The 11,381-nt window shown below is 58.1% G+C and carries 11 protein-coding genes and 1 pseudogene; 9 read left to right on the top strand and 3 right to left on the bottom strand.

Annotation, left to right across the window (positions count from 1 at the left end):
• The 5 genes from FCK22_RS17390 to FCK22_RS17370 all read left to right on the top strand — a co-directional run.
• On the top strand, nt 1-866 hold an 866-nt coding region (locus tag FCK22_RS17390; protein WP_248646583.1), incomplete at its 5' end, for a 3-oxoacyl-ACP reductase family protein.
• A 9-nt stretch (nt 867-875) separates the two neighbouring features.
• Nucleotides 876-1,187 (top strand): cupin domain-containing protein, encoded by a 312-nt coding sequence (locus FCK22_RS17385; protein WP_067266924.1) that lies wholly within the window; start codon nt 876-878, stop codon nt 1,185-1,187.
• A gap of 8 nt (nt 1,188-1,195) precedes the next feature.
• A complete protein-coding gene (locus FCK22_RS17380) occupies nt 1,196-2,107 on the top strand; it encodes a sugar kinase (protein WP_067266925.1) in 912 nt (303 codons plus the stop codon).
• Between the two features lie 12 nt (nt 2,108-2,119).
• Nucleotides 2,120-3,271 (top strand): mannonate dehydratase, encoded by a 1,152-nt coding sequence (gene uxuA, locus FCK22_RS17375; protein WP_067266927.1) that lies wholly within the window; start codon nt 2,120-2,122, stop codon nt 3,269-3,271.
• Between the two features lie 73 nt (nt 3,272-3,344).
• On the top strand, nt 3,345-4,223 hold the full coding sequence (locus FCK22_RS17370; protein WP_067266929.1) for an NAD(P)-dependent oxidoreductase: 879 nt from the start codon (nt 3,345-3,347) through the stop codon (nt 4,221-4,223).
• Here the strand turns inward: FCK22_RS17370 and FCK22_RS17365 are convergent.
• Genes FCK22_RS17365 through uxaC form a run of 3 tightly spaced genes read right to left on the bottom strand, consistent with a single transcriptional unit; the run spans nt 4,220 to nt 7,504 of the window.
• Complete coding sequence (locus FCK22_RS17365; RefSeq protein ID WP_067266931.1) at nt 4,220-4,645, bottom strand: heme-binding protein; 426 nt, start codon at nt 4,643-4,645, stop codon at nt 4,220-4,222. The two genes, FCK22_RS17370 and FCK22_RS17365, sit on opposite strands and share 4 nt — an antisense overlap.
• 1 nt (nt 4,646) lies before the next feature.
• Nucleotides 4,647-6,101, bottom strand: a complete 1,455-nt coding sequence (locus tag FCK22_RS17360) for a mannitol dehydrogenase family protein (protein ID WP_067266933.1) — start codon at nt 6,099-6,101, stop codon at nt 4,647-4,649.
• Nucleotides 6,098-7,504 carry a glucuronate isomerase gene (gene uxaC, locus FCK22_RS17355; protein WP_067266935.1) on the bottom strand — a complete coding sequence of 469 codons (1,407 nt, stop codon included), beginning with the start codon at nt 7,502-7,504 and terminating at the stop codon, nt 6,098-6,100. The genes FCK22_RS17360 and uxaC overlap by 4 nt, the downstream gene beginning before the upstream one ends.
• 396 nt (nt 7,505-7,900) lie before the next feature.
• Here uxaC and FCK22_RS17350 point away from each other — a divergent pair, with 396 nt between their 5' ends.
• From FCK22_RS17350 to FCK22_RS19405, 4 genes and pseudogenes are all read left to right on the top strand, one after another.
• Nucleotides 7,901-8,884: a TRAP transporter substrate-binding protein gene (locus tag FCK22_RS17350; RefSeq protein WP_067266937.1), complete on the top strand. Its 984-nt coding sequence runs from the start codon at nt 7,901-7,903 to the stop codon at nt 8,882-8,884.
• 38 nt (nt 8,885-8,922) lie between these two features.
• Nucleotides 8,923-9,507 carry a TRAP transporter small permease gene (locus FCK22_RS17345; protein WP_231886392.1) on the top strand — a complete coding sequence of 195 codons (585 nt, stop codon included), beginning with the start codon at nt 8,923-8,925 and terminating at the stop codon, nt 9,505-9,507.
• 1 nt (nt 9,508) lies between these two features.
• Nucleotides 9,509-10,786: a TRAP transporter large permease gene (locus FCK22_RS17340; RefSeq protein ID WP_067266938.1), complete on the top strand. Its 1,278-nt coding sequence runs from the start codon at nt 9,509-9,511 to the stop codon at nt 10,784-10,786.
• 337 nt (nt 10,787-11,123) lie between these two features.
• Nucleotides 11,124-11,381 (top strand): annotated as a pseudogene (locus tag FCK22_RS19405) (hypothetical protein); the annotation flags it as partial.

Below are 11,381 nucleotides of genomic sequence, written 5' to 3'. Positions count from 1 at the left end.
CGGGGGGGGCATTTCCCGCGCCGCCCAGCATATGCCGATACGATGGATCGCGCTGCTTTGGACGCTTCGCAGAAACCGGCCAACATATTGTTGTGCCACGCCAGTCAGAAGAAAGTAGATTTATGAAACTTGCAGGAAAAACAGCCATCATCACTGGCGGTGGTCGGGATATCGGGGCGGCGGTCGCGCTCAAATTTGCGGAAGAAGGCGCGAATGTCGCGATCAACTATTTCGCCAGCTCCACAGGTGCCGACGATGTGGTTGCCAAGATCGAAGCCGCTGGCGGCAAGGCAATTGCGGTTCAGGGTGATCTGAACAAACAGGCAGACGTCGATGATCTGGTGGCAAAAACGCTCGAAGCATTCGGCGGTATTGATATCCTGGTGAACAACGCAGGCGGGCTGATCGCACGCAAAACACTGGCGGAGATGGACCTTGATCACTGGAATGCGGTCATGTCGCTGAATCTGACCAGCACATTCATGATGACCAAAGCCTGCTTGGAACACATCAAAACGGGGACGATCGTGAACCTTGCCAGTCAGGCGGCGCGTGATGGCGGCGGCCCCGGTTCGGTGGCCTATGCGTCCTCCAAGGGTGCCATTGTGACCATGACCCGCGGTTTGGCCAAAGAGCTTGGGCCCGATGTGCGCGTAAACGCGCTTTGTCCCGGCATGATCGACACGGATTTCCACAACATCCACACGCCCGATGCGGGCCGTCGCGGGTACGAGGCGAACGCCCCGCTGAAACGCCAAGGCACCGTGGATGATGTAGCCAGTGCTGCGCTCTTCCTCGCCTGCGATGACAGTGCCTTCCTCACGGGGACAAATATCGACATCAATGGCGGTATGCTGTTCAGCTAAGGATCGAAGATGGCCGATTTTCCTGTTGTTTCCACCGGCGAAAACGTCACCCGCCAAGTGCTCTCGGACCATCCTGAGATGATGGTCGTGGCGTTCCGCTTTGCAAAAACCGGCGCGGTTGGCGCGCTGCATAATCACCCGCATGTGCAGTCGACATATGTCGAGACAGGGCGTTTCCGCTTCACCCTTGGCGATGTCGAAAAAGAGGTGGGGCCCGGTGATAGCTTTGTCATTCCGACCCAACTGACCCATGGATGCGTCTGCCTTGAGCCGGGCACGTTGATCGACTGTTTCACGCCTCGGCGTGACGATTTCCTGTAGCCTTCGGTATGCGGATTTTATCCATAGGCGAATGTATGGCCGAGCTTTCCCCGCAGGAGGATGCGGGGGCGTTCAAACTTGGGTTTGCGGGAGATACGTTCAACACCGCGTGGTATTTGGCGCGCATCGCCCCCGACAGCCAAGTGTCCTATTTTACGGGGCTGGGGGATGACGCGATATCAGGCCAGCTGCGTGATACGATCACAGCTGCCGGCGTCGATGACAGCTATTGTGTCGAGGTGCCGAACCGGACCGTGGGCCTCTACCTGATCTCTTTGGAGAATGGCGAACGGAGTTTCTCCTATTGGCGTGGTCAATCGGCGGCCCGCAAACTGGCCGCTGACCTCCCCGCATTGGAACGCGCGATTGACGCGCATGATCTAATCTATTTCTCAGGGATCACCTTGGCGATCCTTGAGGCTGGCGACCGCGACGCGTTCATTTCTGCTTTGAAAGCGGCTCGTGCCAGCGGCAAAACGATCGCATTCGACCCCAATCTTCGCCCCCGTCTTTGGGACGATAGCGACACGATGCTTTCGGTCATCATGGCGGGTGCTGCGGTGTCCGACATTGTCCTACCCTCGTTCGAGGATGAGGCGGATTGGTTCGAGGATACGTCCCCACAAGCCACGGCAGATCGCTACGGCGCGGCAGGGGCAAGCATCGTAGTCGTCAAGAATGGCGCCGGTGACGTCTACTATGTCAGTCCAGAGGATCGCGGAACTATTGCCGTCGCACCGGTAACGCATGTGGTGGATTCCACGGCTGCCGGTGACAGCTTCAACGCGGCAATCCTTGCGGGGCATGTCGGTGGGCAGCCATTGTCAGACAGTATCGCGACGGCCTGTCGTTTGTCCGGCGCAGTCGTTCAGGGCCGTGGGGCGTTGGTCGACATCAATCTGGGCCCATCCAAAATTTGAAAGGGCGGAAGGATGCGGGAGACTTGGCGCTGGTTCGGTGAGTTCGACCCTATTCCGCTGGATCAGGTCGCACAGACAGGGGCGGCGGGCATCGTGAGCGCGCTGCATGCGATCCCCTACGGCGAAGTCTGGACCCGTGACGCCATTTCCAAACGCCGGAACGAGATTTCGGCGGCCGGGTTCACATGGGATGTCGTCGAAAGCCTGCCCGTTCACGAAGACATCAAACGCGGGACCGGTGATCTGCCGGGCCTGTTCGAAAACTACCGACAATCCCTCGCGAACCTTGCCGCCGAAGGCATCACCACCGTCTGCTACAACTTCATGCCGATCCTTGATTGGACCCGCACCGACCTAACGGCACCTGTCGCGCGCGGTGGCACTTGTCTGCACTTTTCAGCAGCCAAGATGGCCGCGTTCGAAATTCATATGCTGGGGCGCGAGGATGCAGCGGAAACCTATCACCCCGATGCCGTCCGTCAGGGCCGCGCGTGGCATGACACGGCTTCACAAGAGGACAAGGCGTCGCTCTTGCACGCGATCATGTCCGGCCTTCCGGGGGCGTATGACAGGTACGATATCAGCGGGTTGCGCGAGGTTCTAACCACATACGACGGGCTGACCCATGATGATCTGCGCGCAAATCTCGCGCGGTTTCTGGCGGAAATCATTCCGGCCGCAGCCGAGCTTGGCATTCGCATGTGCATCCACCCCGATGATCCCCCACGCGACATTCTGGGCCTGCCCCGCATCGTATCGACGCAAAGCGCTATCGACTGGATCATGAACGCCCACCCTGAGCCTGCGAATGGCCTGACGCTTTGTAGCGGCTCGCTCGGGTCTCATGCGGATAACGACGTGCCCCGAATTGCCCGCGCCTTTGCGGATCGCATCCACTTTGTCCATCTGCGTAACGTGGCTAAATCGCACGACGGGTCGTTTAGCGAGGCGGCCCATTTGACGGGCGATGTCGACATGGTCGCGGTGGTGGATGAAATCCTGAAGGCCGAGAGGCTACGCAATGCTGAGATCCCTTTTCGTGCGGATCACGGTCACGCCCTTTTGTCGGATGCCGAAACGGAAACCCAGCCCGGCTATACCCTTATCGGGCGGTTGCGCGGCTTGGCCGAACTGCGCGGGATCATCACTGTCCTGAACAGATGACTTTCTTCTAGTATACTAGTCTGTATGAACGTAAGGTAAGGCAAGAGATTACTTGTTCGTCTAGGAGTAGAAAATGGAAAACCCTGTTATCGGCTTTATCGGGCTCGGCCTCATGGGCGGCAATATGGTCGAATGCCTTCAAAAGAACGGCATCGAACCCGTTATCATGGGCCGCAATAGAAAGGCAGTTGATGCGGCAGTTGCCCGCGGAGCCCGCGAGGTGGCCACCCCTCGGGAGATGGCGGAGGCTTGCGACATCATCATGCTTTGCGTCACCACCTCCGACGTCGTGGAAAGCCTGGTCTACGGCGACGATGGCATCTTGGCTGGGATCAAAAAGGGCGCCGTTCTGATCGATTTCGGCACATCCATTCCGGCCTCCACGCGCAGGATCGGTGCCGACCTCGCCGCCAAAGGCGCGGGCATGATCGATGCGCCATTGGGCCGTACACCTGCCCACGCCAAGGATGGGTTGCTGAATATCATGGCCGCAGGGGATGAGGACATATTCGCCTCGGTCAAACCGGTGCTCGATATTCTGGGTGAAAACGTATTCTACGTTGGCGCGCTCGGTGCGGGGCATACGACGAAATTGATCAACAACTTTATGGGCATGACGACCGTCAGCGCCATGAGCCAAGCCTTCGCCGTTGCCGACCGTGCGGGCCTCGACACTGCGCAGTTGTTCGAGATCATGTCGGCAGGCCCGTCCAATTCCCCCTTCATGCAGTTCTGTAAGAAATACGCCGTCGATGGTGTAAGCGACCTTGGGTTCTCATTGGCGAATGCCAACAAGGACATCACCTATTTCCTTGAAATGGTCAGCGATCTTGGCACGCGGTCCGAGATTGCCGAAGGCACGTCGCATAACCTTCAGGCCGCCGTCGATGCGGGCATGAGCGATGGCAACGTGCCCGAAATTTTTGATTATTTCCTGAAGCTTAAAGGCTAGGCGTCTTTTGCGTCAAACGCGTCAACACCGGCCTGCGCGACCTCAAGGTCTTGGGCCGGTGTTCCCGAACTTACGCCGATACCCCCGATCACTTCGCCATCCTTGAATATCGGCAGCCCGCCTGCAATCACGACAAAACGCCCGCCATGGGCGGAGGTGAGCCCGTAGACCGGGCCGCCCGGCATGCTGGGTTCGGCCAAGGCCTGCGTCGGCTTCTGGGTTCCCGTCGCGGTAAAGCATTTGTCGATGGCCATCGTGATGCTGGGGATTTTCCCTCCATCCATGCGTAGAAACCCGATCAAGTGACAGCTTTCATCCATGACCGCGATGCACATCGGCACGCCGATTGCCTCGGCGTGTTTCCTTGCGGCTTCGATAATGCGCTGCGCGTCGTCGCAATCAAGACGGTGAATAGTCTGCATTCTATGTTCTTTCTTCTATTTCTTGTGGGGCACTAACGGCCCGTTCAATCGCCCTGCGCACGCCAAAGGCCCAAACCTCTTTCGCGGCGGCGGTCAAAGGTGCTTTCAGTTGATGCGCCAAGCCTTCGGGGAACACCGCGCTCATTCCCAGCAGCGCGGTTACGGTTGCTTCCGGGCCGTCTGCATTGGCGGTCAGTGCATGGAGCTCGCTGGCCAGAGGGTCGCGAAGATCGATGGCATCGCCCGCCTCATCGATGCCGCGCACATAGAACATCCATGCCGCAACCGCCAAACACATGAGCGGTGTATCGCGGCCGGATTGATGAGCGTCGCCCATGGTTCCCAGCAACCGTTGTGGCAGTTTCTGGCTGCCATCCATTGCGATTTGCCATGTGCGGTGCCGGATATTGGGATTTGCGAAACGGGTGAACAATGCGGTGGCATAATCGCTCAGATCCACGCCTGCCGGTGCTGTGACCGTCGGCATAATCTCAGCCCAAAGACCGTGAACAAACCGCTCGAACACAGGATCGGCCACGGTGTCGGAAATGGTTTCATATCCTGTCAGATAACCTGTGTAGGCCAGAGCGGAATGCGCGCCGTTCAGCATTCGCAGCTTCATTTCTTCGTGGAAAGCGACATCGGCCACCAGTTCGGCACCCGCGGCGGCCCAATCGGGCCGTGCATTCGCGACAAAGCTGTCTTCGATAACCCATTGGGCAAAGGGCTCATGCACAACCGGCGCGGCATCATAGCGGCCCGTCAGCGCGGCGACCCGCGCAATGTCATCTTGGGTTGTCGCAGGCGTGATACGGTCAACCATCGTGCAGGGAAACCGGGCGTTCTCGGCGATCCAGCGCTCCAACTCAGGGTCTACGAGGGCCGCAAACTCAAGGATCAGCCCGCGCAAAAGCCGACCGTTCTGGGGAAGGTTATCGCAGCTCATCACTGTGAAAGCCGGTGCGCCCGCGCGCTTACGTTCCGCCAAAGCGCGCACGATGTATCCGATGGCGGATCTAGGAAGCTGGCTCGTCAAATCATGTGCGATATCGGGGTGATCGCGGTCCAGTTTTCCCGTCGCGGGGACGTGGCAATAGCCCTTTTCGGTCACCGTTAGGGTCACGATACGCACATCCGCTTCGGCGATCGCTTTCAACACCGCGTCAGGGTTTTGCGGTGCGACGAGCACGTCATTCAGGATCTCGATCACACGCGGGGTTTCCGCCTCCGCTCCTACGGAAACGGCGGTGTAGGCCCAGCCCTGATCCCGCAAAGCGTCACGCAGACCCGAACTGCGAAGAGAGACCCCGACGATCCCCCAATCGCCGCCACTTGCCACCATGGCATCGCTGGTTATCGGTGCGCCGAAAGCCCGAAAGAATGCACCCAGGCCGAGATGGACAATACCGGTTTTCGGACGCGGATCGGTCGAGCGTTGCAGACGGGGTTGAGTCATAGTTTATAGGCCGCCTTGGCCAACCCGTAGGACAGGTCATGGGCCACTTCGTCGGCTTCGTCACGGTCAAGTCGGCCTGTCTCAACCAGCGTGGCCAGAAAACTGCAATCGACGCGCCGCGCAACATCGTGCCGCGCGGGGATTGAGCAGAAGGCCCGCGTGTCATCGTTGAAGCCCACGGTATTGTAGAAACCCGCCGTTTCCGTGACCGTTTCGCGAAACCGCCGCATGCCTTCGGCGCTGTCGTGAAACCACCACGGCGGCCCCAGTTTCAGCGCGGGATAGACTCCAGCCAAGGGCGCAAGCTCCCGCGCGAACGCCGTCTCATCCAGAGTGAAAACGATGATGGTCATTTTCGGGTCTTGCCCCACGGCGTTCAGCAAAGGGCGCAGCGCGTGGACATAATCGGTGCGCGTTGGGATGTCATAGCCTTTGTCCCGGCCAAAGCGTTCCATGATCGGCCCGCTGTGATTGCGATAGGACCCGGGGTGAATTTGCAGGACCAATCCGTCATCCAGCGACATCCGTGCCATTTCAGTCAGCATATGACCGCGAAACGCATCCGCCTCTTCCTGCGTACAGGCGCCACGCAGGGCTTTGTCGAACAGGGCGGCGGCTGCCTCTTGCGAGAGGTCCTCGGTTCGGGCGGTGGGATGGCCATGATCTGTGGACGTGGCCCCGAACTCCTTGAAATAGGCACGCCTGTTTCGATGGGCGGCAAGGTATCCGGCCCAAGTGGTCGTATCTTCACCGGCCAGTTCGCCCAAGGTCGCGACATTGTCGGCGAATCCTTCAAACTCGGGGTCGATCACGGCATCGGGCCGGTAGGCCGTGACCACCCTTCCCGACCAGCCGCCTTCCCGTATCATGCGGTGCCAGCGCAGGTCATCAATCGCGCTTTCGGTAGTGGAGATTGCTTCGATGTTGAAGCGTTCGAACAGCGCACGGGGGCGGTAGGTCTCTTGCGCGAGGCAATCGTCGATCTGGTCGTAAATCTCGTCAGCCGTGGTCGCAGACAAACGCTGGGTGACGCCAAAGACCTCTTGCAGCGCCTGGTCGATCCAAATGCGCGAAGGTGTGGCGCGGAACAGGTGATAGTTGCTTGCAAACAATTGCCAAATCTTACGCGGGTCTTGTTCGACGGCGCCGCCATCGACGCGCGGCACACCCAGATCCTCCAACGCGATCCCCTGAGAATGGAGCATCCGGAACACATAGTGATCGGGCGTGACGAACAGCTCGGGCGGGTTGGCGAAAGCTTTGTTTTCCGCGAACCAGCGCGGATCAGTATGGCCATGAGGGCTAATGATGGGTAGATCGCGCACCCCATCATAAAGCGTGCGTGCCAGTTCTCTTAGCTTGGGTTCAACCGGAAACAAGCGGTCGGGGTGAAGCAGGGTCATCACGGGGCCTTTGCTGATGTCGCATCTGGTATTCTAGTCAGCACGGGTTGATCTGTCACGTGATATAAGGAACTGATGACCTTCTTCTGTTCGAAGTCTTTCCTACAGCTGGTGAAAGAAAGTCAGAGGTTGAGCGTGATCCTTTGCACCCGCCAGTTCGAGCGATGGTAGGGTGCCCGATAAATAACCGCCCCCCCTAACAAGAGACGCGGATCGATCACTGACCCCCTAAAAACCTTAGTAAAAACCGCGGTCTCGTGCAAAAAATACCACTTTCGCAGATGGATAATTGACTCAAACACGGACAGGCCATACTAGTATACCTGTTATGGTGAGCGAGTGATGTGGGAGGGCACATCAACGTTCCAAATAGTCAAACGTATCTGGGAGGATCACATGACAATAGGTTTTACACTTCGCAGCGCACTGCTCGGCAGTTGTATCGCACTCGCGGCGACATCCGTTTCGGCGAAAGAGCTCAGAGGCTGGAACATTCACGTTGAGGAATATCCGGTGTCTATCGCCATGGACTTTTTCGCAGAGTCCATCTCTGAGGCCACGGGCGGCGAATTGACGGCAAAGACTTTCCACAATGGCGTTCTGGGCAGCCAGCCTGACGCGATCGAACAGCTTCGCCTCGGCGTATTGGATTTCGGTGAATTCAGCCTTGGCCCGTTCGGAACTTCCGTGCCGGAGGCCAACGTCGTTTCGCTGCCGTTCATCTTCTCTTCGATCCCGCAGATGTACAAACTGATGGATGGCGAAGTGGGCGAGGCGATTTCCGAAGGCATGCGCGCCCGCGGTGTTGAGCCGCTTGGCTGGTATGACGCTGGCGCCCGGTCCTTCTACAACTCCGCCCGCCCGATCAACACGCCGGCCGATGTCGAAGGTCTGAAAATCCGAGTGATGAGCAACGACCTCTTCGTGCAGATGGTCGAATCCATGGACGGCAACGCGACGCCGATGGCATTCTCCGAAGTGTACCAGTCGATCCAGACAGGCGTCGTCGATGGCGCGGAGAACAACCCGCCCTCTTACGAATCGACAAGCCACTATGAGGTCGCAAAATACTACTCGCTGACCGAGCACCTGATCATTCCCGAGTGCCTTTGCATGTCGAAAAAGACTTTCGACTCTTTGACACCCGAGCAGCAAAAGATCGTGAAAGAGGCGGGACAAGCCTCTACCGAATTGCAGCGTGAACTGTGGCAGGCCCGCGAAGCGGCTTCGATGGAGACTGTCAAGGCCGGCGGTACAATCGTGAACACCGTGGAAGACAAGGCGCCTTTCCAAGCCAAGATGACACCGGTTTACGAAAGCTTCCTTGAGGCGAACCCTGATCTTGCGCCGTTGGTGGACATGATCCGCAACGCTGAGTGAACCTGCTTTGAGTGAATGAATGAAACGGCCCGTGTCCTTTGCGGCGCGGGCTGTTTTGCATCGGACAAAAAACTGAACACGGCGAGACTGTTATGAGTGGCAAGAAGACCGTTCTGAAAAGATGTGAAACCGTACTGGCGGCCGTTCAATGGGCCAGCATTCTGACGGCGTGTATCGCCCTCGTCGTTCTAATCGTTACATTCGGCTGGCTGGTCTTTGGCCGCTATGTTTTGAACGCCACGCCAACTTGGGTCGAGCAGCTTGCCTTGCTTCTGATCTGCTACATTGCATTTTTGGGCGCTGCCGCGGGGGTTCGGGACAACACCCATCTGGGCGTCACACTGTTTCGCGACGTCATGCCCATTCCGGTGCAAAAAGTCATCATGATGGCAATCGACTTTATCCTCGCCGCGTTCGGTGGCGTCATGTTTTACGCAGGCACGCAATTGATGATATTCGGCTGGGATTCCAACCTGCCTATGCTGGAAATCCCCGAAAGCTTTCGCACCCTCGCCATCACCCTGTGCGGCGCCTTGATCGTGCTGCATGCGGGCACGCGCGGCATCATTCGCATTCTTACCTATTCCGATTGGCATCCCCAATTCGAAACGCAGGAGTCCTGATATGGGCCTGATGATCCTTTTGCTTGTGTTTGCCATCGGCGTCTTCATCGGCTTGCCCGTCGCCTTTGCCATGGGCATCGCTGCCGCCTCTGCCTTCTGGATCGAAGGCTTTCCGATGCTCATCACTTTCCAGCGTGCGACAGCGGGCGTTTCGGTCTTCTCCCTGCTGGCGATCCCCTTCTTCGTACTCGCGGGCGAGATTATGCTTCACGGCGGGATTGCTGCGAGACTGGTCAAGCTCGCCTCGGCCCTCGTAGGGCACCTCAAGGGCGGCCTTGCGATGGTGAATATCTTTTCGTCTATGCTGTTCGGCGGCATCTCCGGCTCTGCCGTGGCGGATATCTCGGCGCTTGGATCGATCCTTGTCCCCGTTATGAAAGAGCGTGGATACCGGCCCGACTTTGCGGTGAATGTCACGGTGACGTCGTCCATCGCCGGGATTGTCATCCCTCCCAGCCACAACATGATCATCTTCGCCGTTGCCGCCGGTGGCGGGATCTCTGTCTCCAAACTGTTCCTTGCTGGGGTCGTCCCCGGTCTGTTGATGTGCATCAGCCTTGCGATCGCCGCCTATATCCTTTCCGTCAAACATAACTATCCATCCGAGCCATTCCCCGGATGGCGTGAGGTTGGACGCAGTGCCGCCGACGCGATACCCGGCTTTTTGACAGCCGTGATTATCGTCGGCGGTACGCTGTCGGGTGTGTTTACCGTGACGGAATCCGGTGCCTTCGGTGCGATCTACGCAATCCTTTTGACCAAGTTCTACTATCGGAGCCTGACGTGGCACTCCTTCAAGATCGCTTTGGTCGGTACCGTGCGCACGACGTCGATGGTCATGATCCTTATCGCCTTTGCCAGCTCGTTTGCCTATCTGCTGGCCCTCTACCAAGTACCTGCCCGCCTCAGCGAAGCCTTGGTTTTGATCTCGGATAACCCCATCATCATTTTGCTGATGATCAACGTGATCCTGCTAGTGCTCGGAATGATCATGGATATGGCCGCCCTTATTCTGATCTGCACACCGATCTTTCTGCCTATCGCAAAGGGTCTTGGCATGGACCCGACGCAATTCGGCATCATGATGTTGATGAACCTCGGCCTCGGCCTCTGTACACCGCCCGTCGGAACCTGTTTGTTCGTGGGATGTGCGGTCGGTCGAATCAAGATCGAAACGGCGTTGAAATCGATCTGGCCCTTCTACATCGCGATCCTCGGCGCTTTGATCTTGGTGACCTATGTTCCGGCTGTATCGCTTTGGTTGCCGTCGCTGTTCTGATTTTGCGCTCCCCGCTTGAAGGCGGGGGGGCACTGCTTTCGGTCTGACCTACCACTGTCTCGGGGCAGAGCGTAGCGGCGAAGCGCCACTGAATCGCCCATTCATCCATCTTGTAGTATTGCCGGTGGGTGAAGGCCGGGAAAGCGGACCTTAGTGATCTTAGCAGCAAAAGACAGGTTGAGCGCTTGCTGACCAATTGAGGTGCAGAGTTCTTCGCCACTGCTGCATAGGCCGCGCCGCTAGGAGCGGCCCAAAGCATGCGTAATTGGACTGGCCCTGAACTGAGGTCGAGTTCCCGATAGGATCACTGGGAAACTGTGAACAAGGGGGATTTCGAATGGAATATTATGCTGGTTTGGATGTGTCGCTGCGGTCCTGCGCGATTTGTGTTGTCGACGGCAAAGGCACGGTTCTGCATGAGCGAGACCTGCCGTGCGAGATTGAGGAGATCGCGAGGTATCTGACGGCGCTTGTCGGTGTCGACCCAAAGACAGTCCGGCGCGAACGCCCGCCGGACTGCCCTGAGATCCGCAAGGAGATGCAGGAGATCGCCGGAAAGCGGCGCCGGTTCGGCTACCGCCGGATTGGCGTGTTG

It is taken from the genome of Sulfitobacter sp. 15WGC, assembly GCF_005068605.1.
Classification (GTDB): Bacteria; Pseudomonadota; Alphaproteobacteria; order Rhodobacterales; family Rhodobacteraceae; genus Sulfitobacter; species Sulfitobacter faviae.
This window is presented reverse-complemented; position numbering and strand designations above follow the sequence as displayed.

Coding starts and splice junctions, on each gene's coding strand:
- FCK22_RS17385 (WP_067266924.1), top strand. CDS start 876: ATGGCCGATTTTCCTGTTGTTTCCACCGGCGAAAACGTCACCCGCCAA.
- FCK22_RS17380 (WP_067266925.1), top strand. CDS start 1,196: ATGCGGATTTTATCCATAGGCGAATGTATGGCCGAGCTTTCCCCGCAG.
- uxuA (WP_067266927.1), top strand. CDS start 2,120: ATGCGGGAGACTTGGCGCTGGTTCGGTGAGTTCGACCCTATTCCGCTG.
- FCK22_RS17370 (WP_067266929.1), top strand. CDS start 3,345: ATGGAAAACCCTGTTATCGGCTTTATCGGGCTCGGCCTCATGGGCGGC.
- FCK22_RS17365 (WP_067266931.1), bottom strand. CDS start 4,645: ATGCAGACTATTCACCGTCTTGATTGCGACGACGCGCAGCGCATTATC.
- FCK22_RS17360 (WP_067266933.1), bottom strand. CDS start 6,101: ATGACTCAACCCCGTCTGCAACGCTCGACCGATCCGCGTCCGAAAACC.
- uxaC (WP_067266935.1), bottom strand. CDS start 7,504: ATGACCCTGCTTCACCCCGACCGCTTGTTTCCGGTTGAACCCAAGCTA.
- FCK22_RS17350 (WP_067266937.1), top strand. CDS start 7,901: ATGACAATAGGTTTTACACTTCGCAGCGCACTGCTCGGCAGTTGTATC.
- FCK22_RS17340 (WP_067266938.1), top strand. CDS start 9,509: ATGGGCCTGATGATCCTTTTGCTTGTGTTTGCCATCGGCGTCTTCATC.